Source organism: Bradyrhizobium sp. WYCCWR 12699 (genome assembly GCF_032144035.1).
Lineage (GTDB): Bacteria > Pseudomonadota > Alphaproteobacteria > Rhizobiales > Xanthobacteraceae > Bradyrhizobium.
On record NZ_JAVTJN010000032.1, the window covers coordinates 942,169 to 965,756 of the forward strand.

Consider the following 23,588-nt stretch of genomic DNA (forward strand, 5'->3'; position numbering starts at 1 on the left):
GCTGCGACCGGGGCACGAGAGCGTGGCTTGAGCCCGGAAGCGCGGAACGCTAGCCTCCCCCTCATGGACGCCGACGCCGCCCCGACCCACTCCATCGCCGCACCCTTCCGGGCCGCGTGGACCGCCGGCCGCCACGTGCTGGCGCGGGCGGCGCGGCTGGCACTCGACATTGCGCTGCCGACGCTGTGCGTGTCCTGCCGCGAGCCGGTCGATGGCGAGGGCGTTTGCGCCTCGTGTTGGGCGCGGCTGTCGTTCATCGAACGGCCCTATTGCCCGCGGCTCGGCATCCCCTTCGTCTACGACCCCGGCCCCGACATGCTGTCGATGGAGGCGATCGCGAGCCCGCCAGCCTATCAGCGCGCCCGCGCCGCGGTGCGCTATGACGACGTCGCGCGCACGCTGGTGCACGCGCTGAAATACCAGGACCGCACGGATCTGGCGCCCGCCATGGGGCGCTGGATGGCGCGGGCGGGTGGCGAACTGCTGGCCGGGGCCGACATGCTGGTGCCGGTGCCGCTGCACTGGCGGCGGGCCTGGCGGCGCCGCTACAACCAGTCCGGGGCGCTGGCGCAGATCATCGAGCGGCAGAGCGGGGTCAAGACGAAGGCCGAGGTGCTGCGCCGGGTGCGGGCCACCGAGCAGCAGATCGGCCTGTCGCGGGCCCAGCGCGCCACCAATGTGCAGGGCGCATTCCACGTATCCCCGGACCGCCAGGCTGAAATCCAGGGCCGCCGCATTGTCCTGATCGACGATGTCCTGACCTCGGGTGCGACGCTGGATGCCTGCGCACGGGCCCTGCTCCGCGCCAAGGCCGCCCAGGTCGACGTCCTGGTCTTCGCCCGGGTTGTGGACCCCCGGTAAAGTCCCATATAATTCAATGGATTCATGACAAGAGAGCGCCAGACGAGATGACTGCTGCTGTCGAGATCTACACCAGGCCGGGCTGCGGCTATTGTTCCGCCGCCAAGTCGCTGCTGAGCCGCAAGAAGGCGGCGTTCACCGAATTCGACGTCGCCAAGAACCCGTCCTGGCGCAACGAGATGTACGACCGCGCCGGTGAGGGCTCGACCTTCCCGCAGATCTGGATCGGCGGAACGCATGTCGGCGGCTGCGACGATCTCTACGCGCTCGACCGCGAAGGCAAGCTCGACGGCATGCTCGAAAGCGTGAAGGCAACCTCATGAGCGAAAACCGCACGTTCACCGCCGCGATGGTGCAGATGCGCACCGGCCTGATGCCGGGGCCCAGCCTCGAACAGGCCAGCAAGCTGATCCGGCAGGCGGCCGCCAACGGCGCCGACTACGTGCAGACGCCCGAAGTCAGCAACATGATGCAGCTGAACCGCAAGGCGCTGTTCGAGCATCTGCAGAGCGAAGAGGACGACACCTCGCTGAAAGCCTACCGGGCGCTCGCGGCCGAATTGAAGATCCATCTCCATGTCGGCTCGCTGGCGCTGCGCTTCTCCGCCGAAAAGGCGGTCAACCGCTCCTTCCTGATCGGGCCCGAGGGCAATGTGCTCGCGAGCTACGACAAGATCCACATGTTCGACATCGAGCTGCCTGACGGCGAGAGCTATCGCGAATCCGCCAATTACCAGCCGGGCGAGACCGCGGTGATCTCCGACCTGCCCTGGGGCCGGGTGGGCCTCACGATCTGCTACGACGTGCGCTTCCCCGCGCTCTATCGCGCACTCGCCGAGAGCGGCGCCTACTTCATCACCGTGCCCTCGGCCTTCACCCGCAAGACCGGCGAAGCGCATTGGCACGTGCTGCTGCGTGCGCGCGCGATCGAGACCGGCTGCTTCATCTTCGCAGCGGCCCAGGCCGGCACCCACGAGAACAAGCGCGAGACCTACGGCCATTCGCTGATCATCGACCCCTGGGGCGAGATCCTCGCCGAGGGCGACGTCGAGCCCGGCATTATCATGGCCAAGATCGATCCGGCCAAGGTCGAGACCGCGCGCCGCGCGATTCCCTCGCTCCAGCACGGCCGCCGCTTCGGCGTGTCCGACCCCAAGGCGGGGCCGGACCATCTGCACCTCGTACGGGGATCGGCATGATCCGCTACGCACTTCGCTGCGACCGGGACCACGAATTCGAGAGCTGGTTTCAAAGTTCGACGGCCTATGACCAGCAGGTCAAGCGCAAGCTCGTGACCTGCCCGATCTGTGGCTCGGCCAAGGTCGACAAGGCGATCATGGCCCCGCGCATTGTCGGCAAGAAGGGCCGCGGCCGTGTGACGCCGCCGCCGGAGCCGGTCACGACTGCCGCCGCGCCCGAGGCCGCGCCGTCAGGGCCGACCTCGCTGCTGATGGCGCAGGAGAAAGAGCTGCGCACCAAGCTCAAGGAGCTGCGCGACCATATCGTCAAGATCGCCGACAATGTCGGCGAGCGCTTTGCGAACGAAGCGCGCGCGATGCATTACGGCGACAAGGAGCATCGCCCGATCTATGGCGAGGCCTCGCCGGAAGAGGCGAAGTCGCTGATCGACGAAGGCATCGAGGTCTCGCCGCTGCCGACGCTGCCGGAAGACCGGAACTAAGCCCCCACCAGCACCGCCACGCCGACGACGATCAGCGCGATGCCAAAAATCTCGCGCGGCGCGACCGGCTGCTTGAACGAGTAGTAGGCCACGGCTTGCGCGAACAGCACCTCGATCAGAGCGAGCGTGCGGACATTGGCGGCGGCCGTCAGCGCGAAGGCCAGGAACCAGAACTGTGAGGCGAAGGCGCCCATGAAGCCCGCCAGCATCGACGGCTTCCACAAGCCCAGGATCGCCTGCAATATCTTTGGCGCGCGCCAGAGCAGATAGATCGTCAGCACCAGCGTCTGCACGAACAGGCCGAGCACCAGGGTGAACGATGCCGAGGTCACGAACGAGACGCCGGGCACGTTGATGATGGCGCCGCGAAAGCCGACCGCCGAAAGCGCAAAGGCCGCGGCCGCAACGAGGCCGGTGATGGTCGGCCTCAATTCGGCAAAGCTCTTCTCGCCGCCGGGCCGCAGCGCGGTGATGACGACACCGATCGTGGCGATCACGATCGCCAGCACTTTCAGCCAGGTCAGGTGATCGCCGAGGAAGACGAAGCCGAAGATCGCGGTCTGGATCGCCTCGGTCTTGAGGTACGCCGTCGTCACCACGAAGGAGCGGTCGTTCATGGCGAGCAGCATCAGGCCTGTCGCGACGATCTGGCTCAGCGCCCCGAGCAGCAGCCATGGCCAGAACGCGGTCGGCGGCATGCCGAGATGATCGCCGGTCGCGATCAGCACCACGCCGAGGAACACCAGTGAGAACGGGAAGCCGAACAGAAAACGGATATTGGTCGCGCCCCAGGTCCCCAGCGGCTTCGTGAGCGACCGCTGCATCGCATTGCGCGCGACCTGGCCCAGCGCGGCGACGACGGTGAAGGGAATCCAGAGGCTGGCGACGGTGAGCATGGGTGGGGGCTAAAGTGCTTGGGAAGGTAGTTTTATTAGCGTGACGGGAACATCCTCGCTGGTCAACCACACGAGCGTCATGGGTGCGATGCTCTTGCAACAAGTACACTGTCGTCCCTGCGAACGCAGGGACCCATAACTCCAGGGAGCAGTTTGGCGAAGGCTGCCAACCCGCGCATATCACACCGAACCCCACGAGAGATCACGCGGTATGGGTCCCTGCGTTCGCAGGGACGGCGACATTTGCTGGGCGGCATCACACTGTCAAACCAACAGATCACTCAGATCTCGCCAGTCCGGATTGTCTCGCTCGATCAGCTAGCAGTCGCGCTTCCAGCGCTTGAGCTGCTTTTCCCGGGCAATCGCCTCCTCGACGCGTTCATAGGCTTCGGTGTAGATCAGCCGATGCACGCCGTAGCGCTTGACGAACTCGGAGCCCTTGCCGGCGCGGTGCTGCTCCATCCGCTTCTGCAGTGAGTTGGTGACGCCGATATAGAGCGTTCCGTGATGGCGGCTGGCGAGGATGTAGACGTAGTACATGCTCGGGGCGCCCGTCTTGGCTAACTCGATGGGCCTGTGGTTATGGGTCCCTGCGTTCGCAGGGACGACACCGCCCGGGGAGTTAGAGATCGCATCTCACTCATACGCCCTCACACCATCGCTTCCGCCACCATCATGTAGTTCACGTCCATGTCCGATGAGAGCGACCATTTGTCGGCGAAGGGCGAGTAGACCACGCCGGTCTGCTCCGTGATGACGAGGCGGTTGTCGAGCAGGTATTTCGTCAGCTCGTCGGGGGTGACGAACTTGTTCCACTCGTGGGTGCCGCGCGGCAGCCAGCGCAGGACATATTCGGCGCCGACGATGGCGAGCGCAAAGCTCTTCCAGTTGCGGTTCAGCGTCGAGACCACCATGAGGCCGTTCGGCTTCAGCATCGCGGCGCAGCGCTTCAGGAAGACGCCGACATCGACGACATGCTCGACCACTTCCATCGCCAGCACGATGTCGAAGCGCTCGCGCGGGTCAATCTCCTCGACCGTGGTGCAGCGGTAGTCGATCGCAAGATGGCCCTTGTCGGCATGCAGCTTCGCCGCGGCGATGTTGCTCTGCGAGGGGTCGACGCCGATGACCTGCGCTCCCAAGCGCGACAGCGGCTCGCACAGAAGGCCGGCGCCGCAGCCGATGTCGAGCACGCGCAAGCCGGCGAGGCAGTTGAGGCTGCGCACGTTGCGCTCGAACTTGCGGCAGGCGGCATCGCGGATATAGCCGAGCCGCAGCGGATTGATCCGGTGCAGCGGCGCCATCTTGCCGTTGGGGTCCCACCACTCCGCGGAGAGTTTTGAGAACTTTGCGATCTCGGCGGCGTCGACGGTCGAGCCGGGCTGGGCGGAAACGGAAGTATTTTGCTGCATGCTCATGGTTACGCGCGGTCCTACCGCGTGGTGATCGAACTACGGAAGGCGAGCGGCGAGGCGATGGTCTTGATCGTCTCGATCCCCTCGCCGACGCCGCGAATCGTCACGTCGCCGTAGTTGAGAATACGTCCAAGAATGGTCTGGTCGACGTCGACGCTCTCGACCTTGTCCAGCGCCATTTCAAAAGTGCGGCGCTTGATGAAGCCGGTCTTGTGCACGACCCTGAGATTGGTGACGTCGGTCTCGGTGGTGAAGCGATGGAACCAGCCCTTGATGGTCCAGTACAGGGCCGCCAGCGCCGCGACGGCTGCGGCCGCCAGGCAGAGCAGAACGAGCCAGTCGATGACCACCTGGCGCGACAGGATCAGCAGGGCCAGCGTCACGATCCAGGCCAGGATCGCCGGAAAATAGAAGATCCAGTGCGCATTGGTCGAATACAGCACCTTCTCGCCGGGCTGCAGAATCTCGTCGATATAGCGCGCCATGACCTCAGCTAACCCATTGCCCGCACCCGGCCCCGCAGGAACCCGCTTGCCCCCGGCCCCGCCGCTATGTATACGCGCGGTCGGTGTCCGCCAGGACCGTCCGGTGCGGGCCACCATACTGATCCCTTTGAAGGAATGCACGCGTCGTCATGAGCCGCCTCGTGATGAAATTCGGCGGCACATCCGTCGCCAATATCGAACGTATCCGCAACGTCGCACGCCATGTGAAGCGTGAGGTCGACGCCGGCCACGAGGTGGCCGTGGTCGTCTCGGCGATGTCCGGCAAGACCAACGAATTGGTGGCCTGGTGCACCGAGGCCTCGCCGATGCACGACGCGCGCGAATACGACGCCGTGGTCGCCTCGGGCGAGCAGGTGACCTCCGGCCTGCTGGCCATCACGCTCCAGGGCATGGGCATCCAGGCCCGTTCCTGGCAGGGCTGGCAGATCCCGATCAAGACCAGCGACGCCCATGCCTCGGCCCGGATCGAGGACATCGACGGCAGCGAGATCATCAAGCGCTTCAAAGAGCGCAAGGAGGTCGCGGTCATCGCCGGCTTCCAGGGCATCGAGCCCAAGACCAACCGCATCACCACGCTCGGCCGCGGCGGCTCCGATACCTCGGCCGTGGCCGTTGCCGCGGCCGTCAAGGCCGACCGCTGCGACATCTATACCGACGTCGACGGCGTCTACACCACCGACCCGCGAATCGTGCCGAAGGCCAAGAGGCTCGACAAGATCGCGTTCGAAGACATGCTGGAACTGGCCTCCCAGGGCGCCAAGGTGCTCCAGGTCCGCTCAGTGGAACTCGGCATGGTCCACAACATGCCGATCTTCGTCCGCTCGAGCTTCGACAAGCCCGAGGATATCGACCCGCATGCCAACCAGCCGCCCGGCACGCTGATCTGCAGCGAGGAGGAGATCATGGAAAGCCACGTCGTCACCGGTATCGCCTTCTCCAAGGACGAGGCCCAGATCTCGGTGCGCCAGATCGAGGACAAGCCGGGCGTTGCGGCCTCGATCTTCGGCCCGCTCGCGGATGCCAACATCAACGTCGACATGATCGTGCAGAACGTCTCCGAGGACGGCAAGACCACCGATCTCACTTTCACGGTGCCGGCGGCCGATTATACCCGCGCCAAGGACACGATTACCGCCGCCAAGGCCAAGATCGGTTACGCCAGGCTCGATACCGCCACCGACGTCGCCAAGATCTCGGTGATCGGCAGCGGCATGCGCAGCCACGCGGGCGTCGCGGCCCAGGCGTTCTCGGCCCTCGCCGGGCGGAATATCAACATCCGGGCCATTACAACCTCCGAGATCAAATTCTCGGTATTGATCGACACCGCCTATACCGAGCTCGCGGTGCGCACCCTGCACACGCTCTACGGTCTCGATCAGGCCTGAAGCGCGACGACGGTCGCGCTTCCCGTTATTGTCTAAGCATGGTCTTTCCGGAAAACCGCTTCGTACGTTCCAGACCGCGCTTAGGCTAATTTTCTCTTAGCGGTCGCAGCAAACGCCGAGGTGTCCACACTTTCGCGTTTGGCAGGCGTTTTGCTTGGCAAAACAAGCCCCAATTCGCTATACGGCGAACAGGGTGGGCTGCCGCAAACTGTGTCCCAGTTCAGGCCGCTGATTCGGTGCAAAGCACGAAATCTCAAGAAGATTTGGGTTTGCGCCTGCGCCGGACAAACAGTTTGGTTGTTTTTCTGGAATTTTGGGCCAGCCGCCGGCCGATACCGCCGGGCCCGGCAGACGGAGGAGATTGACGGTTCATGCGGAGCGCGTCGGGAGGTCCCCGCGTCTTGTTGAGACGGCTCCGCGAAACCATGGCGGAGCAGGTCTCGGCCCAGGAGCGGCTGGACAAGATCGTGGTGCTGATCGCCGCCAACATGGTGGCCGAGGTGTGCTCGGTCTATGTGCTGCGCATCGACAACACGCTGGAGCTCTACGCCACCGAAGGCCTCAACCGCGAGGCGGTGCACCACACGGTGCTGAGCGCGCATGAGGGCCTGGTCGGTCTCGTCGCCAGCGAGGCGACGCCGCTCAACTTAAACGATGCGCAGAGCCATCCGGCCTTCTCGTTCCGCCCCGAGACCGGCGAAGAAATCTACCACTCCTTCCTCGGCGTGCCGATCCTGCGGGCCGGCAACACGCTCGGCGTGCTGGTGGTGCAGAACCGCGCCAAGCGCAATTACGTCGAGGAAGAGCTCGAGGCGCTGCAGACCACCGCGATGGTGCTGGCGGAGCTGATCGCCTCGGGCGAGCTCTCCGCGCTGGCCCAGCCGGGCCAGGAGCCGGCGGCGCGCCATTCCGCGCAGAAGGTCGGCGCCATCCTGTCGGAGGGCATCGCGCTCGGCCACGTCGTGCTGCACGAGCCGCGCGTCGTCATCAAGGACTACATCGCCGAGGATCTGCCGAAGGAAATCAAGCGGCTCGACACCGCGCTCGCCAAGCTGCGCGCCGATCTCGACCGCATGCTGGAGCGCGGCGACGTCGCCGAGGGCGGCGAGCATCGCGAGGTGCTGGAAGCCTATCGCATGTTCGCCAACGATCAGGGCTGGTCGCACAAGCTGCACGAGGCGGTCGCCACGGGCCTCACCGCGGAAGCCGCGGTCGAGCGCGTGCAGTCCGACACTCGCGCGCGCATGCTGCGCTCGACCGACCCTTATTTGCGCGACCGGCTGCACGATCTCGAGGATCTCGGCTACCGCCTGATGCGGCAGCTGGTCGGCCAGGACCACGCGCCCTCGCGCGAGCAGCTGCCCGACAACGCGATCGTCATCGCGCGCGCGATGGGCCCGGCGGCGCTGCTCGACTACGATCGCAAGCGCCTGCGCGGCATCGTGCTGGAGGAAGGCACCGCCAACTCCCACGTCTCGATCGTGGCGCGCGCGCTCGGCATTCCCGCGGTCGGCGAAGTGCCGAACGCGCCCGGCATCGCCGATCCCGGCGACGCCATCATCGTCGACGGCACCTCGGGCTCGATCTATGTGCGCCCCTCGCAGGAAGTCGAGGCCGCCTTCGCCGAGCGTGTGCGCTTCCGCGCCCGCCGCCAGGCGCAATATCTGGCGCTGCGCGACCGGCCCTGCGTCACCAGGGACGGCCAGAAGGTCGAGCTGATGATCAATGCCGGCCTTGCCATCGACCTGCCGCATATCGAAGACACCGGCAGCGCCGGCATCGGCCTGTTCCGCACCGAGCTGCAATTCATGGTAGGCCAGAGCCTGCCACGCACCAGCGACCAGCTCGCGCTCTATCGCACCGTGCTGGATGCCGCCGGCCCCAAGCCCGTCACCTTCCGCACCCTCGACATCGGCGGCGACAAGGCGCTGCCCTATATGGAAGCCGTGATCGAGGAAAATCCCGCGCTCGGCTGGCGCGCGATCCGGCTCGGGCTCGATCGCCCCGGCCTGTTGCGCGGCCAGATTCGCGCGCTGCTGCGCGCCGGCGGCGGCCGCGCGCTGCGCATCATGTTCCCGATGATCTCGGAGGTCGCCGAATTCGATTCGGCGAAGGCGCTGGTCGAGCGCGAGCTCACTTATCTGCGACAGCACGGCCACACGCTGCCTGAACGGATCGACATCGGCACGATGGTCGAGGTGCCTGCGCTGCTCTACCAGCTCGACGAACTCTTGCGGAAAGTCGACTTCATCTCGGTCGGCTCCAACGACCTGTTCCAGTTCCTGTTCGCCGTCGATCGCGGCAACGCGAAAGTCTCCGAGCGCTTCGACACGATGTCGGCGCCGATCCTGCGCGCCCTGCGCGAAATTGCGCGCAAGTGCCATGCGGCGAACAAGTCGCTCTCGCTCTGCGGCGAGATGGCCTCAAAGCCGATCGGCGCGCTGGCGCTGATCGGGCTGGGCTATCGCTCGCTGTCGCTGTCGGCGACCGCACTCGGCCCGGTCAAGGCCATGGTGATCGACCTCGATGCGAAGAAGGCCGAAGCCATGCTCGGCCCGCTCCTGGACGCGCCGGCGGGCAGCGTCTCGATCCGGCAGAAGCTGACGGAGTTTGCCGAGGCCGAAGGCCTGGCCTTGTAGCGGGCCTGTCGCCGCCTCCCGCCGCCTCGCCTCTTTCCGCCATTTGAGACTGAACCGATGTCGTCACTCCCCGAAGCCAAACTGGACGTGCTCCTTGCACATCATGCCTCTCTCGAGGCCGAATCGCTGGGGCAGCTCTCCTCCGAACGTTACGTGCAGGTCACGCGCGAGCTGGCCGAGATCACGCCGCTGATCGAAGCGGTGAAAGCCTACCGCTCCGCCGTGAAGGAGCTCGCCGACACCGAGGCGCTGATCGCCGATCCCGCAACCGATGCCGAGATGCGCGGCATGGCGGAAGCCGAACGCGACGAGCTCGCACCGAAGATCGAGGAGCTGGTCCAGAAGATCCGCGTGGCGCTGCTGCCCAAGGACGCCATGGACGATCGCAACGTGGTGCTGGAAATCCGCGCCGGCACCGGCGGCGACGAGGCCTCGCTATTCGCCGGAGACCTGTTCCGGATGTACGAGCGCTTCGCCGCCCTGCAGGGCTGGAAGGTCGAGGTGATCTCGGCCAGCGAAGGCACCGTCGGCGGCTACAAGGAAATCATCGCGGAGGTGCAGGGCCGCGGCGCGTTCTCCAAGCTGAAGTTCGAGTCCGGCGTGCATCGCGTGCAGCGCGTGCCCGACACGGAGACGCAGGGGCGCATTCACACCTCTGCGGCGACCGTTGCCGTGCTGCCCGAGGTCGAGGACGTGGACGTCGAGATCAAGAACGACGACCTCCGCATCGAGACCATGCGCGCGCAAGGCGCGGGCGGCCAGCACGTCAACAAGACCGAATCGGCGATCCGCATCACCCACATTCCGACCGGCATCGTCGTGATGATGCAGGACTCGCGCTCGCAGCATAAGAACCGCGCCTCCGCCATGAACATCCTGCGCTCGCGTATCTACGACGCCGAGCGGCAGCGCGTCGACGCCGCGCGCTCGGCCGAGCGCAAGGAGAAGGTCGGCTCCGGCGACCGCTCAGAGCGCATCCGCACCTACAATTTCCCACAAGGACGCGTCACCGACCACCGCATCAACCTGACGCTCTACAAGCTGCCGCAGGTGATCGCGGGCGAAGCGCTCAGCGAATTGACCGACGCGCTGACCACCGAGCACCAGGCCGCGCAGCTCGCCGCCCAAGGCGTCGCGGCCTGACAGGCGCGATCACCGCGAATCAGGTCTCGCCGGAATCCTGGAACGACTTCAGCAGACGCCCCAAGGCCGGGCTCGCGGCATGGCGAAGCTCTTCGAGGTTCTTCCGCGAGAGTGCCCGGAGCTTCTGCTCACCCTTCTTGGTCAGATTGAGGTGCACGCGCCGGGCGTCATTGGGATCGGCAAGCCTGCTGACCAACCCGAGCTTGGCCAGACGGTCGACCAGTTCGACCGCGGAATGATGCCGGATCAGCAGGAAGCGCGCGACATCGCCGACCGTCGCAGGTCCCGGACGGACAAAGCCCTTGATGCCGAGCAGTGCCTGGTGCTGCGTCGGCGTCAATCCTTTGTTCGCCGCCGCTTGCTCGCTGAAGGCCAGAAAGCTTCGGATCTGATAGCGAAACTGCGCCAGCGCCGCGTAATCGGCGTCACGCATCGTACGGCTGTTCGAGCCCGGGGTGGTTTTCGTCGTCTTGGATCGCCGCGCCTGCATCGCCTGGACCGTGCCTGGCCGCCCTGCCTCGACACTGTCAAGCCGGGGACGCGAGCGACTTAGTCCAAAGTAGCAAGATGCAGCCTCGGAACCAACCGGGCCGACACCGCAATTGCACAATTAACCGAATGCCTATTCGAACCCGGACAGCAGGATCTTCACCAGGATGACCTGAAATGCGAGCGGGATGCGGACGCTCTTCCGCCGGATCGAGCGCTGCAGAGCACCAGCGATCTCGGCGCTGGTCAGGCTACCGACCGACGCGCTGGCGATCAGCTCACCCCACATCTGTGACAGCGAGCCGCCGGCCGGGATCACCGGACTGATGGTCACGCCACAGCCCTGCGCCCAGTCGACGATCTCCCGCATGGTATGAGGGCCGCAATTGCGCGCGGTCGCGAGGCGCTCGGCTGTCAGCGCCAGCAGCAGTTCACGCGAGGGCGACCATGCTCCTTTCGGCGGCTGCTCGCCCGTCAGTTCGACCGCGAGCTCCTTGAGGACGTTCTGGGCGCGTACGCTCAGCTTCGTCATCGGAGCTGGAAGGCGCTTCGCCTGAACGGAGCCGACCGCCGGACCCCGCTCGCCGATCGGCCTGTGACGAGGTTCGGAGACACGAACCGCTTCGCCGGACGGCGGTGCCGCGCGTTGTTCGTTGCCCTCCGCCGCCGGCCACGCCGGCTCCTGCCGCTCCGTCTCCAGAGGCCAGGACCGCCGCTTTCGCGTGCCCGCTGCTACCGTCCGCCGCGTCATGTCCCTCGCCGAACCCGTCTGCTTCGTACTCACAAAGACTAATATATATCGTGATCCGATATGTTTTCACGTGATAATTTCGGTCGTTCGACCAAAGGCGAAATTGACAGAAGGTGTGCACAAGCAATGTTTAGGTCCAAGAGCTACACGCGGATGTGACGTGCCCGGCGCGAGCAGACCCATCGAGGTCGGTTGCCGCCGGACGGGTTGTGTTTGCCTGCAAACAAGAACGACGTTCGGAGGAAACGATCATGACTGACGATCTCATCCGCCGCGGCCTGTCGCGCCGCGGCCTGCTCCAGACCACGGCGGGCCTCATCGGCGGCTCGGTGCTGCCCGCGATGCCGGCCTTCGCCGAGGACAAGCCGATCGGCTCCTATCCCGCGGGCGTCTCGGGCTCCACCGCCTTCATCGGAATCTCGGTGCCGCGCACCGGCACCTACGCCGTGCAGGGTGAAGACGAGCTCAAGGGTTATCAACTCGCGATCGAGCACATCAACAGCGGTCACGAGCTGATCAAGAAGATCTCGCCGAAGACCAGCAAGGGCGTGCTCGGCAAGGAACTGAAGTTCGGCGTTGCGGATTCCGCCGCCAAGCCGAACGAGGCGGTGCAGGCGCAGCAGCGCTTCATCAGCGAGAACAAGGCGATCATGATCACCGGCGGCACGTCGAGTGCCGTCGCGGTCGCGCTCAACAAGCTCGCGCAACGCGAGAAGGTGATCTTCGTCTGCGGCATCTCCGGCTCGAACGACACCACCGGCAAGGACTGCGTCCGCTACGGCTTCCGCCAGAACTTCTTCGGCCAGACCGCCGCCGCGGCGATCGGTCCGGTCATGGTCAAGGAATTCGGCAAGGGCAAGAAGGCCGCGTACCTCACGCCCGACTACACTTACGGTCACACCGTCACCAAGTCGATGCAGGACTTCCTTGCGACCGCCGGCTGGACCACCGTGACTAACCAGGTCGCGCCGCTCGGCGCGCCGGATTACTCCTCCTACCTGTTGAACGTCGCCAATTCCGGCGCGGACGTCTTGATCAACGTCAATTGGGGTCACGACGCGGTGCTGTCGACCCAGCAAGCCAAGCAGTTCGGCGTGCTCGACAAGATGAAGCTGGTGGTCCCGTATCAGGTGCCGTTCATCGCGCGCGAGACCGGCGGCCTGATGCAGGGCGTCTACGCCGCCACCGACTATTGGTGGACGATCGAGGACAAATTCCCGCTGGCCAAGATGTTCAACGAGGCCTTCGAGAAGAAGTACGGCTACAAGCCGGAATGGGGCGCCGAGAACGCCTATGTCAGCTTCGCGCACTGGGCCCGCATGTGCGAGCAGGCCGGCAGCTTCAATCCGCCCGACGTGATCAAGGCCTATGAGAAGGGCGAGACGATCCCCTCGCTCGTCGGCGACGTGCATTACCGTCCCGAGGACCATCAGTGCATCCGCCCCGTCCTGATCGTGAAGGGCAAGCAGCAGAAGGACATGAAGAACAAGGAAGACTGGTACGACGTGGTCGAGATCGTCCCCGGCGAAGGCCTGATGCAGAAGCCCGACGCGTTCGGCTGCCATCCCGGCGACTATAGCTGAGCCCGCGCTACTCCTCTGACGCCGTAGGTCGCTTCCAGCACCTGCGGCGTCACCTTTTTTTGACTCTCCGTCGCGCCCCGCACAGTGACCATTTCATGATCAGTTGGCCCAACCTCGTCTCGCAGCTTTTCAACGGGCTGGCGCTCGGCGCCTTGCTCGCATTGATCAGCTCCGGCCTGACCATCATCTACGGCACGCTCGGCGTGCTCAATCTCGCGCACGGTGCGATGTTCATGATCGGCGGCTATGCCGGCTTCGTCGCCTACCAGTACACGGAATCGTTCATCCTTGCCGTCATCGCGGGCTCGCTGTTCGTGATGCTGCTGGGCGTGCTCATGGAGCGCGTCATCATCCGCCACTTCTATCATCGCCCGCACGAGGATCAGTTGCTGGTGACCTTCGGGCTCGGCATCTGCTTCGTCGAGCTCGTGCGCCTGGCCTTCTCGAGCCAGTCGCAGCTGGTGCCGCCGCCGGCGCTGTTCCAGGGCATCACCAATCTCGGCTTCATGTTCTATCCGACCTACCGCCTCGCCTTGGTCGGCATCGTCGCGGTCGCGCTCGGCGCGCTGTTCATCGTGCTCTACCGGACCCGGCTCGGCATGATCGTGCGGGCCGGCATCGAGGATTCGGTGATGGTCGATTCGCTCGGCATCAACGTCTACCGCGTCTTCATGATCGTGTTCGGCATCGGCGCGATGGCCGCCGGCTTTGCCGGCATCGTCAACGCGCCGGTGGTGTCGCTGACACCGGGCATCGGCGACGACATCCTGGTCCAGACCTTCGTGGTGGTGGTGATCGGCGGCGTCGGCTCGTTCCCCGGCGCGATCCTCGGCGGCCTGATCGCCGGCGAGATCATCAGCGTCACCTCCATGTTCAACCCCGGCTATGCCTATGTGATGCTGTTTGCGGCGATGACGCTCGTGCTCGTGGTGCGACCGCATGGCCTGCTCGGCGTCCAGGGCCGCGAGTAAGCGATTTCCCGATGCTCAAGCAACGCCCGTTCCTGATCGAGACCCTGACCGCGATCGGATTGATCGCAGCTCCCTTCGTGCTGCCTCATCTCGGCTTCGCGCCCAACACCGTGAACCGGATCCTGGTCTGGGGCCTGTTCGGCCTCGGCTTCGACATCCTGTTCGGCTTCACCGGCCTGTTGTCGTTCGGCCAGTCCGCCTTCTACGGCACCGGCGGCTTCGTCGCGGCCTACCTTCTGACCCGTGCCGGCTTCGGCAACGTGCTCGGCGCGCTGATCATCGGCATGATCGCGGCGGCCGCGACCGGCTATCTGATCGGCCTGATCGCCCTGCGCCGCACCGGCATCTATTTCGCCATGATCACCGTGGCGATCGCGGAGGTGTTCTTCTTCGTCGAGTTCAATCCGCTCTCCGACTTCACCGGCGGCGAGAACGGCCTGCCCGGCGTGCCGACGCCGAGCTTCGATCTAGGCTTCACCACCATCCACTTCACCAATGGCTGGTCGCTCTATCAGTTCATCGCGCTGTGTTACTTCATCGGCGTCATCATCGCGCTCAGGATCGTGCGCTCGCCGGTCGGCGCCATTTTCAGCGCGATCCGGGACAATCCGCTGCGCGCCACCGCCGTCGGCCACAACATCCACGGCTACAAGCTGACGGCTTTCGTGATCGCAGCGGCCTATGCGGGCTTCGCCGGCGGTCTGCTCGGCGTGCTCCAGGCCTTCATGCCGCCCGACGCCTTCACCTTCGACACCTCGGGCCAGCTGGTGATGCAGACCGCCATCGGCGGCCGCGGCACGCTGTTCGGACCTCTGGTCGGCGCAACGGTTTGGCTGTTCCTGCAGGATTTCCTACAGTCCGCGCTGGGCTTGGGTGCGGCCTGGAAACTGGTGCTCGGCGTCGTGTTCGTGCTGCTGGTCTGCTTCCTGCGCGGCGGCATCATTGGCGGACTTGCCGATCTCTACCGCCTCGTCTCCGGCAAGCGTCAGCGAACGGAAGCCGAGACTGAACAGGAAGCTGCGGACGCCGAGGCGACACCGCAAGCCGCGCCCGCGCCGATGCAGGCCAAGGAGGTCGAGCACCCCGCTTATTCCGGGCCGATCCTGAAGGCCACCGGTCTCACCAAGCGCTATGGCGGCCTCGTCGCCAACAGCGACATCGATTTCAGCGTCAATCAGGGCGAGCTGCGCGGCATCATCGGCCCCAACGGTGCCGGCAAGTCGACCTTCTTCAAGATGCTGACCTGCGAGATCGCGCCGACGTCGGGCCGGATCGTGTTCGAGGGGCGCGACATCACGGGATTGAAGGTCACCGAGGTTTGCCAGCTCGGGCTCACCAAGAGCTACCAGGTCAACCAGCTCTTCACCGGCCTCACCGTGCGCCAGAACCTGACGATCGCCGCGCTCGCCGAGCTGCGCGGGAAATTCCGGCTTGATTTGTTCCGCAAGCTCTCGGGCGTCAAGGGCCTGACCGAGCAGGTCGAGCACACGCTGGCACTGGTCAATCTCACCCGCCGCGCCGACACGCCCGTCTCCGAGCTCGCCTATGGCGAGAAACGCCGGCTGGAGATCGGGCTTGCGCTCGCGACCTCGCCGCGCCTGCTGCTGCTCGACGAGCCGCTCGCCGGCATGAGCCCGCGCGAACGCGTCGAGACGGTAAAGCTTCTGAAGTCGATCGCGCGCGGCCGCACCATGATCATCATCGACCACGACATGGATTCCCTGTTCGAATTGGTCGAGCGCGTCACCGTGCTGCAGGAAGGCCGCGTGCTGGTCTCCGGCACACCGGAAGAAATCAAGTCCAATGCCGCGGTGCAGGAAGCCTATCTCGGCGGCGTTCACGGAGAGATCGCCGCATGAGCCTGATCGAGGTCAACGGCCTGAACAGCTATTACGGGGATTCCCACATCCTGTTCGACGTCGCCATGCATGTCGAGCGTCACGAGGTGGTGGCATTGCTCGGCCGCAACGGGGCCGGCAAGAGCACCACGCTGAAGAGCCTGATGGGCGTGGTGGCACCGCGCAGCGGCAGCGTGAAATTCGACGGCATCGACATCGCCGGACGCCGAAGCCACAAGATCGCGCAGGCCGGCATGCAGCTCGTGCACGAGGAACGCCGGATCTTCGGCAGCCTGTCGGTGGAGGAGAATATCCTTCTCGCCGGCATCACCGCGCCGAAACGCTGGCCGCTCGGGCGCATCTACGAGATGTTTCCCCGGCTGAAGGAGCGGCGCAACAATCGCGGCACCGAGCTCTCCGGCGGCGAGCAGCAGATGCTCGCGATCGCGCGGGCGCTGGTGCGCGATCCCAAGATCGTGCTGCTGGACGAGCCGTTCGAGGGCCTCGCGCCCGTCATCGTCCACGACCTCGTCAAGGCCTGCCGCGATCTGGCGGCCGCCGGCCAGACCATCGTGCTGGTCGAGCAGAATCTGGCGGCCACGCTGGCGCTGGCGAGCCGGATCTACATCATCAACAACGGCCATATCGTGCATGAGGGACCGGCGCAGGAGCTGAAGGCCCAGCCGGAACTGCTGCAGCGCTATCTCGGCGTTTGATCAACCGCCGAGCGCCGCGACCATCCGCTTGGCGTGATCGGCGAGCACGGCCATGTCCTCTTTCCGCGTCTGCGCCGGCAACAGCTCGATCCCGGACCTGACCGGCATGACGTGCATGTGCAGGTGAAGAACCACCTGCCCGCTGGCCGGCTCGCTGAATTGCTGCAGGATGATGCCCTCGGCGTCGAACGCCTTCATCGCCGCAATCGCGATCCGCTTGGCGGTTCTCGTCACCGCGGCGAGATCGTCATCGGCGATGTCGAGGATGCCGCGCGCCGGCGCGCGCGGAATCACCAGCGTGTGCCCGGGCGAGCGCGGCATGATGTCGAGGAAGGCGAAGCTGCGATCGTCCCTGAACACCTCGAAGCAGGGAATCTCGCCGCGCAGGATCTTTGCGAAGACGTTCTGATCGTCATAGGCCGTCATGGACCCCTCCACGCTTGCGAGGCGCGATCAAACGCGCTCCTTTCCGTTGACGCAAGCAAGCCTGCCGATCTATCCACGATGCCAGGCAGGATGGTTCCATTGACGACAGGCTTCGATCCCGGACACAGCATCGAGAGTGCGCGCCGCGCCCTCGCCGCGCGATTGCGATCGGCCGGCATCGAGGAGTCCGCCCTCGATGCGCGCCTGCTCGTCGGCGCGGCCTTGGAGCTCGATCTGACCGGAATGGTGACGCAGGCGGCGCGAACGCTCACGCCTGAGGAAACCGCACGCCTCGAACAATATGCGCAACGCCGGCTGGCGCACGAGCCGGTCGCCCGCATTCTCGGCGCGCGGGAATTCTGGGGCATGCCGTTCCGGCTGTCCGAGGCGACGCTGGTGCCGCGGCCGGACACCGAGACCGTTGTCGAACTGGCGCTCGAGATTTTTCGCGGGCTGACGATATCGGGACGGCGCCCGCGCATCGCCGATATCGGCGTCGGATCGGGCGCGATCCTGCTGGCGCTGTTGCACGAAATTCCCGATGCGTTTGGCATCGGCACCGATGTCAGCCTGGCGGCGCTCGACACGGCGCGCGACAATGCCGCCGCTCTCGGCCTCGGCGGCCGCGCGGCCTTCGTCGCTTGCTCCTATGCGTCGGCGCTGCGCGGCCCGTTCGACCTCATCGTGTCGAACCCGCCCTATATCCCCTCGGCCGAAATTCCGACATTGAGCGTCGAGGTGCGCGAGCACGATCCGCACCTGGCGCTCGATGGCGGCAACGACGGATATGATGCTTACCGCGCCCTGATCCCGCAGGCGGCCGAGCGCCTCGCGCCCGGCGGCGCCCTGATCGTCGAGGCCGGACAGGGCCAGGCGAGAAACATTGAAACCCTGATGGCAGCGGCGGGGTTAACGTTGGACAGGCCGGCCAAGGCCGACCTGGCGGGCATTCCGCGGGCCGTTTCGGCCCGAAAAATGCCCCCATAAAAGCCGGATTGGCCTGCAAAAAGCTCTTGGAATATCCCTTGGGAACGACTACGTTCCGATCAACACATCGGTGCCGGCCCCGTAGACCTACGGGCGAAAGCCGGGCTCTCGGGCGAGAGCTTTACTGATAAAGGTTCCAAGCCGCAGGTCCTGTGAAGCGCGATAGCCAGTGGAGCTGCGCTGCTCTCCGACCGCAAAGTGAACGAAAGCCTGATATTGCGCTTGAAGACTTACGCAACAAAGCTGGGCTTGTTTCGGCAGGCAAAATGAATGGGTTCGCTGGCGATCAATGCTGGCGGGTGGGGAACGCGTCCTTGTTGAACGCGACGGTCGACGAACATCGGCAGGGATCAATCCGCTCATGCGCGCGGTGCGCGTGGGCAATGTGAACCGCTGTCGCCAGGTCACTCCTAGCAATCAGTAATGCGTGCAACCTTTAGGGCTGGAATTAAAGGCAGGACATGAGAAACGGTCAGAACAAGCAGCGGATGCGCAACCGCAACAACAATAACAACAACAACAACCGGCGCAGCCAGAACCCGATGACCCGGGTCTACGAGTCCAACGGACCCGACATCAAGATCCGCGGCACCGCTTCGCACATCGCCGAAAAGTATCTCCAGCTTGCGCGCGACGCGCGCTCGTCCGGCGATCCCGTTGCGGCGGAGAACTACTACCAGCATGCCGAGCATTATTTCCGCCTGATCGCGGCGGCCCAGGAGCAGTTCCGCCAGAACCAGCAGCCGCGCGGTGACGAGCCCGTCAGCAGCCACAGCGACGACGGCGAGGACGACGGCGAGAATTTCTCGAATTTCGGCCAGGAGCCGGGCTTCGTCCCGCAGCCGCAGCAGCAGCCTTTCGCGCGCGACCGCGACGGCCAGCGCGATCATCACCAGCGTGATCATCAGCAACGCGACCAGCAGCAGCCTTATCAGCGCGACCAGCAGCCGCGCGAGCACCGCGAACGCGATCATCGTCCGCAGCCGCAATATCAGCCGCAGCCGCTGCCCGCGAACCAGCCGCAGCCCGTCATCGCCGATGCCGGCAGCGTCGATCGCCTGCCGTCCTTCATCACCGGCCCGCAGCCGCAAGTGAATGTCGGCGCCAATGGCGGCCAACCCGGCTTCGAGGGCGGTGGCGGCGGTGGCGAACGCTTTCCGCGCCGGCGGCGCCGACCGCATGGCCCGCGCCCCGAGCGCGAGGCAGCTCCGGCCGCCTCGAGCGACGAAGTCGCCCCCGGCGAATAAGCCGGTTCTGAGTTTGTGAACTGCAATCGTCCCGGCCTCGCCGGGACGATTTTTTTCAGCTGCGCGTCACCGTCGAGGACGGCACCAGCACGGGCTTGGCGAGCGAGGGAATCAGCCGCGCCCGCTCGCGCTTGGCGGGGATCGCACGATAGACCTGCTTGGTGGCCTCGACGATGTGCACGCCGGCAAAGGGCAGCGACAGCGCCGCACCGGCGCGCTCCCACATCTGTGCCGATTTCAGCACCCAGCCACCGGCATAGGGCGGCATGAACAACGCCTCGCCCCAGGCGGTCGGCGTGAACCAGGTCTGGCGCAACAGGTCGGTGATCTGCGAGCGCGAATAGGGCCGGCCGTGACCGAACGGCGTGCTGTCGGTGCGGGTCCACACCCCGCGCCGGTTCGGGATCACCGCGATCACGCGGCCCGAGGGCGACAGCACGCGCCACACCTCGCGCAGCAGCGCGGCCGGATCGTCCGACATCTCCAGCGCGTGGATCAGCAGGATGCGGTCGACCGCGGCGTCGGGCAGCGGCAGCGAGAATTCGTCGACCAGCGAGGCCAGCGCCGGCCGCCCCGTCGGCCATTTCAGGACGCCCTGGGCCGCCGGCATGAAGGCGATGCAGCGCTCGGCGTCTTCGCGGAACAACCCCAGATAGGGCGTGGGATAGCCGAGGCCGAGCACGCGCTGGCCCTCCGCGCCCGGCCAGCGCTCCCTGATGCCGCGATTGATCATTTGCCGCGCCACGATGCCGAGGCGACGGGAATAGAACTCGCGGAGGTCGACGACGTCGATGGTCATGACGGCAATGTAACATGCGTAAGGCTGCGCCTGCGCGCGGAATATTGCATTGCCTGCGCAACGTTAACGCCATATTTGTCTGGCGGGGCTGAGCGCGATGGAGATGACATGGCCGCCGAAATTCGTACTTTCACCTGTTTAAACGACAATTTCGGTTATCTGATCCACGATGTGGAAACCAAGGCGACGGCGTCGATCGACGCGCCCGAGGCTGGCCCGATTGTCCAGGCGCTGGAGCGCGAGGGTTGGCAGCTCACCGACATCCTGATCACCCATCATCACGGCGATCATGTCGGCGGGGTCGCCGAACTCAAGCGGAAATACAATTGCCGCGTCGTCGCGCCGCACGACAAGACCACCGCTATCGCCAATGTCGACCTGCGCGTCGCCAACGCCGACGTGGTCAAGATCGGCAATCTGCTGGCGCGCGTTCTGGAGACGCCCGGCCACACGCTCGACCACATCTCCTACGTGTTCGACACCGAGAAGACGGTGTTCGCCGCTGACACGCTGTTCTCGATCGGCTGCGGACGCGTGTTCGAGGGCACCTACCCGATGATGTGGGATTCGCTCCTGAAGCTGCGGGCCCTGCCCGACGACTTCAAGCTCTATTGCGGCCACGAATACACGGCCTCCAACGTCAAGTTCGCGCTCACCGTCGATCCCGACAATGCGGCGCTGCAGGCGCGCGCGGCGGAGGTGGCGAAGCTCCGGGCCGAGAACAGGCCGACCATTCCGACACTGCTTGGCGAGGAGAAGCGGGCCAATGTGTTCCTGCGCGCCGATGAACCGTCGGTCGCGGCCAGGCTGCACATGAAGGGCGCGGATGCCGCCGCAGTGTTCGGCGAGCTGCGCGAGCGCAAGAACAAATCCTGACGCATAAATCCCGACGCGCAAGTCCTGAAGCACAGACCTGACGGGGATCGATGCCGACCGCAGCCGAGATCATCGCTCGCCTTGAACTGCGGCCGCATCCCGAAGGCGGCCATTATCGCGAGACGTTTCGCGACCAGGCCACGGACGCCAACGGCCGGTCGCGCTCGACCCTGATCTACTTCCTGCTCACACGCGGCGAGCGCTCGCACTGGCATCGCGTCGATGCGGTCGAGACCTGGCATTATTATGCGGGCAGCCCCTTGATGCTGCGCATCGCCCATGACGGCTGCTCGCGGCACGAGGTGCGGCTCGGCACCGACCTCGCCGGCGGCGAGCGGCCGCAGGCGATCGTGCCGGAGCAGGCCTGGCAGATGGCTGAGACCACGGGCGAGTGGACCCTGGTCGGCTGCACCGTGGCGCCCGCGTTCGAGTTCGCAGGCTTCGAGCTCGCACCGAAGGGCTGGGAGCCGTAGCGCCTACACCGTCATTCCGGCGCGCCGCGCGCAAGCGGCGAACCCGGAATGACGATCATCGCTTCCTCAGCACCATGTCCTTCGCCGCGATCAGGCCGCCGCCGGCAATCAGGATCGCGGCAATGGCGATGTTGGCGCTGGCCTTGGCAAAGCCGGCGGCGATGAGGAAGCCGGTCGAGAGCAACGGCGTCGCGTAGGAGGCGGCGCCGAGCACGCGGATGTCGCCACGCTTCATGCCGATGTCCCAGGCGTAGAAGGCCGCACCGACGGGACCGATGCCGAGGGCGATCACGGAGAGCCATTGCAAAATGGTCTCCGGCCACACCGTGGTTTCAAGCAAACCGTGCATCAGCGCGGCCAGCGCTGCGGTGGCAAGGCAGAAGCCCGCGACGGCATCCGTCGGCACCGCTTTCAATCGGCGCGACAACACCGAATAGGCCGCCCAGACGAACGCGGCAATGAAGGCTGCGATCAGTCCCGGCACCGCCCCCGGTGCAAATCCGCTGGTGTTGCCGGCGAACAGCATCACGGTGCCGACGAGGCCGAGCACGGCGCCGATGATGTGATGCAAAGCGAGCCGCTCGCCGGGCAGGAACGAGGAGAACAGCACGATCAAGAGCGGCCACATGTAGTTCAGAAGACCGGCTTCGGCCGGCGGCGCGAAGCGGAGCGCGAGAAAATACAGCGCGTGATAGCCGAACAGGCCGCCGACGCCGACGACCCAGACGACGAGCGGTTGACGCAGGCTTTTCGCCGCATCGCCGCGGCCGATCCAGGTGAGCAGGCCGACGAGGCCGCCGATCGCGAAGGTCATGGCCGCAAGCTGAAACGCCGGGATCGTTCCGGTCGCCACCGTCATCACCGAGAGCAGCGACCACATCAGGATCGCGGTCAATCCGATCAGCGTGGCGGTGCGGGGAGTCATCTTGGAAGGCCTCGTCATTCCGGGATGGCGCGTAGCGCCAGACCCGGAATCTCGAGTTTCCGGGTTCGCCGCTCTCGCGGCGCCTCGGAATGACAGGGCATGATGCCCGGGACAAGCCCGGGCACGCCGATGTGCAAAATATCAGCCGGCGTGATGCGATCGCATCACACCATGTATTGGCCGCCGTTGACCGTGAGCGTCGAGCCGGTGATGAAACCGGACTCGTCGGCCGCGAGGAACACGACCGCGCGCGCGATCTCTTCGGGTTCGCCGAGCCGGTTGGCCGGGATCTGCGGGATCACGTTCTTCTCCAGAACGTCCTTCGGCACCGCCTGCACCATTTCGGTGTTGATGTAGCCGGGGCAGATCGCGTTCACGGTAATGCCACCCTTGGCATTCTCCAGCGCGAGCGCCTTGGTGAAGCCGATATCGCCGGCCTTCGCCGCGGAATAGTTGACCTGGCCGAACTGTCCCTTCTGTCCGTTGATCGACGAGATCGAGATGATGCGGCCGAACTTGCGCGAACGCATGCCCTCGATGACCTGGCGCGTCATGTTGAACAGCGAACCGAGATTGGTGCTGATGACGGCGTTCCACTGCTCGAGAGTCATCTTGTGGAAGGCGGTGTCGCGGGTGATGCCGGCATTGTTGACGAGCACCTCGATCGGCCCGAGATCGGCCTCGACCTTCTTCACGCCTTCGGCACAGGCGTCGAAGCTGCTGACGTCCCATTTGTAGACGGCGATGCCGGTCTCGGCCTTGAACTTCTCCGCCGCCGCGTCGTTGCCGGCGTAGCTCGCCGCGACCTTGTAGCCAGCCGCCTTCAGTGCCTTGCTGATCGCAGCACCAATGCCCCGCGTACCACCCGTGACCAATGCAACACGTGCCATGTCGTATTCCTTCCCTTGGACTCTTCCTTGGACTCTTCGGACGTTTCTGGAGTGATCGTTTTTTAACGTGGGATTATGCGGTTGGTTTGACG

General features: G+C 65.4%; 25 protein-coding genes. 15 read left to right on the top strand and 10 right to left on the bottom strand.

What is annotated here, in order from left to right; all coding sequences use genetic code 11:
- Positions 1-63 precede the first annotated feature (63 nt).
- The 4 genes from RPS27_RS19275 to RPS27_RS19290 are packed head-to-tail and all read left to right on the top strand — an operon-like array spanning position 64 to position 2,541.
- Positions 64-861: a ComF family protein gene (locus RPS27_RS19275; RefSeq protein ID WP_212065743.1), complete on the top strand. Its 798-nt coding sequence runs from the start codon at positions 64-66 to the stop codon at positions 859-861.
- 47 nt (positions 862-908) lie between these two features.
- Complete coding sequence (grxC, locus tag RPS27_RS19280; RefSeq protein WP_211419994.1) at positions 909-1,184, top strand: glutaredoxin 3; 276 nt, start codon at positions 909-911, stop codon at positions 1,182-1,184.
- On the top strand, positions 1,181-2,059 hold the full coding sequence (locus RPS27_RS19285) for a carbon-nitrogen hydrolase family protein (protein ID WP_212065742.1): 879 nt from the start codon (positions 1,181-1,183) through the stop codon (positions 2,057-2,059). Before grxC ends, RPS27_RS19285 begins: the two co-directional genes overlap by 4 nt.
- The gene (locus RPS27_RS19290; protein WP_313754164.1) at positions 2,056-2,541 is read left to right on the top strand and encodes a DUF1178 family protein; all 486 of its coding nucleotides are present in this window, start codon (positions 2,056-2,058) and stop codon (positions 2,539-2,541) included. Before RPS27_RS19285 ends, RPS27_RS19290 begins: the two co-directional genes overlap by 4 nt.
- Here the strand turns inward: RPS27_RS19290 and RPS27_RS19295 are convergent.
- The 4 genes from RPS27_RS19295 to RPS27_RS19310 form a co-directional block, all read right to left on the bottom strand.
- A complete protein-coding gene (locus RPS27_RS19295) occupies positions 2,538-3,437 on the bottom strand; it encodes an EamA family transporter (RefSeq protein WP_212065740.1) in 900 nt (299 codons plus the stop codon). The two genes, RPS27_RS19290 and RPS27_RS19295, sit on opposite strands and share 4 nt — an antisense overlap.
- Before the next feature lie 318 nt (positions 3,438-3,755).
- Positions 3,756-3,977: a GIY-YIG nuclease family protein gene (locus RPS27_RS19300; RefSeq protein ID WP_212065739.1), complete on the bottom strand. Its 222-nt coding sequence runs from the start codon at positions 3,975-3,977 to the stop codon at positions 3,756-3,758.
- 110 nt (positions 3,978-4,087) lie between these two features.
- Positions 4,088-4,855, bottom strand: a complete 768-nt coding sequence (gene ubiG, locus RPS27_RS19305; protein WP_194405585.1) for a bifunctional 2-polyprenyl-6-hydroxyphenol methylase/3-demethylubiquinol 3-O-methyltransferase UbiG — start codon at positions 4,853-4,855, stop codon at positions 4,088-4,090.
- A 14-nt stretch (positions 4,856-4,869) separates the two neighbouring features.
- Positions 4,870-5,337: a PH domain-containing protein gene (locus tag RPS27_RS19310; RefSeq protein ID WP_212065738.1), complete on the bottom strand. Its 468-nt coding sequence runs from the start codon at positions 5,335-5,337 to the stop codon at positions 4,870-4,872.
- A gap of 149 nt (positions 5,338-5,486) precedes the next feature.
- Here RPS27_RS19310 and RPS27_RS19315 point away from each other — a divergent pair, with 149 nt between their 5' ends.
- From RPS27_RS19315 to prfA, 3 genes are all read left to right on the top strand, one after another.
- Positions 5,487-6,743: an aspartate kinase gene (locus RPS27_RS19315; RefSeq protein WP_194405583.1), complete on the top strand. Its 1,257-nt coding sequence runs from the start codon at positions 5,487-5,489 to the stop codon at positions 6,741-6,743.
- Positions 6,744-7,114: 371 nt separating this feature from the next.
- On the top strand, positions 7,115-9,382 hold the full coding sequence (ptsP, locus tag RPS27_RS19320; protein ID WP_194405582.1) for a phosphoenolpyruvate--protein phosphotransferase: 2,268 nt from the start codon (positions 7,115-7,117) through the stop codon (positions 9,380-9,382).
- Positions 9,383-9,439: 57 nt separating this feature from the next.
- Positions 9,440-10,525, top strand: coding sequence for a peptide chain release factor 1 (prfA, locus tag RPS27_RS19325; RefSeq protein WP_212065737.1), 1,086 nt, complete (start codon positions 9,440-9,442; stop codon positions 10,523-10,525).
- Positions 10,526-10,544: 19 nt separating this feature from the next.
- Here the strand turns inward: prfA and RPS27_RS19330 are convergent, their stop codons facing one another.
- Positions 10,545-10,958: a MarR family winged helix-turn-helix transcriptional regulator gene (locus RPS27_RS19330; protein ID WP_313754165.1), complete on the bottom strand. Its 414-nt coding sequence runs from the start codon at positions 10,956-10,958 to the stop codon at positions 10,545-10,547.
- A 189-nt stretch (positions 10,959-11,147) separates the two neighbouring features.
- Positions 11,148-11,546 carry a hypothetical protein gene (locus RPS27_RS19335; RefSeq protein WP_249131560.1) on the bottom strand — a complete coding sequence of 133 codons (399 nt, stop codon included), beginning with the start codon at positions 11,544-11,546 and terminating at the stop codon, positions 11,148-11,150.
- A gap of 470 nt (positions 11,547-12,016) precedes the next feature.
- On the opposite strand from RPS27_RS19335, the gene RPS27_RS19340 reads away from it, so the two are divergent.
- The 4 genes from RPS27_RS19340 (at position 12,017) to RPS27_RS19355 (ending at position 16,873) form a co-directional block, all read left to right on the top strand.
- Positions 12,017-13,348 (top strand): substrate-binding protein, encoded by a 1,332-nt coding sequence (locus RPS27_RS19340; protein ID WP_194405578.1) that lies wholly within the window; start codon positions 12,017-12,019, stop codon positions 13,346-13,348.
- A gap of 95 nt (positions 13,349-13,443) precedes the next feature.
- Complete coding sequence (locus RPS27_RS19345; RefSeq protein ID WP_212065734.1) at positions 13,444-14,319, top strand: branched-chain amino acid ABC transporter permease; 876 nt, start codon at positions 13,444-13,446, stop codon at positions 14,317-14,319.
- Positions 14,320-14,330: 11 nt separating this feature from the next.
- Positions 14,331-16,178 carry an ABC transporter permease subunit gene (locus tag RPS27_RS19350; RefSeq protein WP_212065733.1) on the top strand — a complete coding sequence of 616 codons (1,848 nt, stop codon included), beginning with the start codon at positions 14,331-14,333 and terminating at the stop codon, positions 16,176-16,178.
- Entirely contained in the window at positions 16,175-16,873 is a 699-nt protein-coding gene (locus RPS27_RS19355; protein WP_211419984.1) for an ABC transporter ATP-binding protein, read from the top strand. The genes RPS27_RS19350 and RPS27_RS19355 overlap by 4 nt, the downstream gene beginning before the upstream one ends.
- Here RPS27_RS19355 and RPS27_RS19360 read toward each other — a convergent pair whose 3' ends face one another.
- Entirely contained in the window at positions 16,874-17,299 is a 426-nt protein-coding gene (locus RPS27_RS19360) for an HIT family protein (RefSeq protein ID WP_211419983.1), read from the bottom strand.
- A gap of 90 nt (positions 17,300-17,389) precedes the next feature.
- Between RPS27_RS19360 and prmC the strand changes: the two genes are divergently transcribed.
- The gene (gene prmC / locus RPS27_RS19365) at positions 17,390-18,286 is read left to right on the top strand and encodes a peptide chain release factor N(5)-glutamine methyltransferase (protein ID WP_212065732.1); all 897 of its coding nucleotides are present in this window, start codon (positions 17,390-17,392) and stop codon (positions 18,284-18,286) included.
- Positions 18,287-18,747: 461 nt separating this feature from the next.
- A complete protein-coding gene (locus tag RPS27_RS19370; protein ID WP_211419981.1) occupies positions 18,748-19,533 on the top strand; it encodes a DUF4167 domain-containing protein in 786 nt (261 codons plus the stop codon).
- Between the two features lie 55 nt (positions 19,534-19,588).
- Here the strand turns inward: RPS27_RS19370 and RPS27_RS19375 are convergent, their stop codons facing one another.
- Positions 19,589-20,332: a methyltransferase domain-containing protein gene (locus RPS27_RS19375; protein WP_194405571.1), complete on the bottom strand. Its 744-nt coding sequence runs from the start codon at positions 20,330-20,332 to the stop codon at positions 19,589-19,591.
- A gap of 108 nt (positions 20,333-20,440) precedes the next feature.
- Here RPS27_RS19375 and gloB point away from each other — a divergent pair, with 108 nt between their 5' ends.
- Positions 20,441-21,208, top strand: coding sequence for a hydroxyacylglutathione hydrolase (gloB, locus tag RPS27_RS19380; RefSeq protein WP_212065731.1), 768 nt, complete (start codon positions 20,441-20,443; stop codon positions 21,206-21,208).
- Positions 21,209-21,258: 50 nt separating this feature from the next.
- Complete coding sequence (locus tag RPS27_RS19385; protein WP_212065730.1) at positions 21,259-21,681, top strand: cupin domain-containing protein; 423 nt, start codon at positions 21,259-21,261, stop codon at positions 21,679-21,681.
- Between the two features lie 55 nt (positions 21,682-21,736).
- On the opposite strand, the gene RPS27_RS19390 is transcribed toward RPS27_RS19385, so the two are convergent.
- A complete protein-coding gene (locus RPS27_RS19390; protein ID WP_212065729.1) occupies positions 21,737-22,606 on the bottom strand; it encodes a DMT family transporter in 870 nt (289 codons plus the stop codon).
- Positions 22,607-22,770: 164 nt separating this feature from the next.
- The gene (phbB, locus tag RPS27_RS19395; protein ID WP_212065728.1) at positions 22,771-23,496 is read right to left on the bottom strand and encodes an acetoacetyl-CoA reductase; all 726 of its coding nucleotides are present in this window, start codon (positions 23,494-23,496) and stop codon (positions 22,771-22,773) included.
- Positions 23,497-23,588 lie beyond the last annotated feature (92 nt).

Bases quoted from the DNA above. Each gene is read 5' to 3' on its own strand.
- RPS27_RS19335 (WP_249131560.1), bottom strand. From the start codon at position 11,546: ATGACGAAGCTGAGCGTACGCGCCCAGAACGTCCTCAAGGAGCTCGCG.
- RPS27_RS19360 (WP_211419983.1), bottom strand. From the start codon at position 17,299: ATGACGGCCTATGACGATCAGAACGTCTTCGCAAAGATCCTGCGCGGC.
- RPS27_RS19330 (WP_313754165.1), bottom strand. From the start codon at position 10,958: ATGCGTGACGCCGATTACGCGGCGCTGGCGCAGTTTCGCTATCAGATC.
- grxC (WP_211419994.1), top strand. From the start codon at position 909: ATGACTGCTGCTGTCGAGATCTACACCAGGCCGGGCTGCGGCTATTGT.
- gloB (WP_212065731.1), top strand. From the start codon at position 20,441: ATGGCCGCCGAAATTCGTACTTTCACCTGTTTAAACGACAATTTCGGT.
- RPS27_RS19300 (WP_212065739.1), bottom strand. From the start codon at position 3,977: ATGTACTACGTCTACATCCTCGCCAGCCGCCATCACGGAACGCTCTAT.
- RPS27_RS19275 (WP_212065743.1), top strand. From the start codon at position 64: ATGGACGCCGACGCCGCCCCGACCCACTCCATCGCCGCACCCTTCCGG.
- phbB (WP_212065728.1), bottom strand. From the start codon at position 23,496: ATGGCACGTGTTGCATTGGTCACGGGTGGTACGCGGGGCATTGGTGCT.
- RPS27_RS19295 (WP_212065740.1), bottom strand. From the start codon at position 3,437: ATGCTCACCGTCGCCAGCCTCTGGATTCCCTTCACCGTCGTCGCCGCG.
- RPS27_RS19350 (WP_212065733.1), top strand. From the start codon at position 14,331: ATGCTCAAGCAACGCCCGTTCCTGATCGAGACCCTGACCGCGATCGGA.
- RPS27_RS19375 (WP_194405571.1), bottom strand. From the start codon at position 20,332: ATGACCATCGACGTCGTCGACCTCCGCGAGTTCTATTCCCGTCGCCTC.
- prfA (WP_212065737.1), top strand. From the start codon at position 9,440: ATGTCGTCACTCCCCGAAGCCAAACTGGACGTGCTCCTTGCACATCAT.
- prmC (WP_212065732.1), top strand. From the start codon at position 17,390: ATGGTTCCATTGACGACAGGCTTCGATCCCGGACACAGCATCGAGAGT.
- ubiG (WP_194405585.1), bottom strand. From the start codon at position 4,855: ATGAGCATGCAGCAAAATACTTCCGTTTCCGCCCAGCCCGGCTCGACC.
- RPS27_RS19385 (WP_212065730.1), top strand. From the start codon at position 21,259: ATGCCGACCGCAGCCGAGATCATCGCTCGCCTTGAACTGCGGCCGCAT.
- RPS27_RS19290 (WP_313754164.1), top strand. From the start codon at position 2,056: ATGATCCGCTACGCACTTCGCTGCGACCGGGACCACGAATTCGAGAGC.
- RPS27_RS19345 (WP_212065734.1), top strand. From the start codon at position 13,444: ATGATCAGTTGGCCCAACCTCGTCTCGCAGCTTTTCAACGGGCTGGCG.
- RPS27_RS19310 (WP_212065738.1), bottom strand. From the start codon at position 5,337: ATGGCGCGCTATATCGACGAGATTCTGCAGCCCGGCGAGAAGGTGCTG.
- ptsP (WP_194405582.1), top strand. From the start codon at position 7,115: ATGCGGAGCGCGTCGGGAGGTCCCCGCGTCTTGTTGAGACGGCTCCGC.
- RPS27_RS19285 (WP_212065742.1), top strand. From the start codon at position 1,181: ATGAGCGAAAACCGCACGTTCACCGCCGCGATGGTGCAGATGCGCACC.
- RPS27_RS19340 (WP_194405578.1), top strand. From the start codon at position 12,017: ATGACTGACGATCTCATCCGCCGCGGCCTGTCGCGCCGCGGCCTGCTC.
- RPS27_RS19315 (WP_194405583.1), top strand. From the start codon at position 5,487: ATGAGCCGCCTCGTGATGAAATTCGGCGGCACATCCGTCGCCAATATC.
- RPS27_RS19390 (WP_212065729.1), bottom strand. From the start codon at position 22,606: ATGACTCCCCGCACCGCCACGCTGATCGGATTGACCGCGATCCTGATG.
- RPS27_RS19355 (WP_211419984.1), top strand. From the start codon at position 16,175: ATGAGCCTGATCGAGGTCAACGGCCTGAACAGCTATTACGGGGATTCC.
- RPS27_RS19370 (WP_211419981.1), top strand. From the start codon at position 18,748: ATGAGAAACGGTCAGAACAAGCAGCGGATGCGCAACCGCAACAACAAT.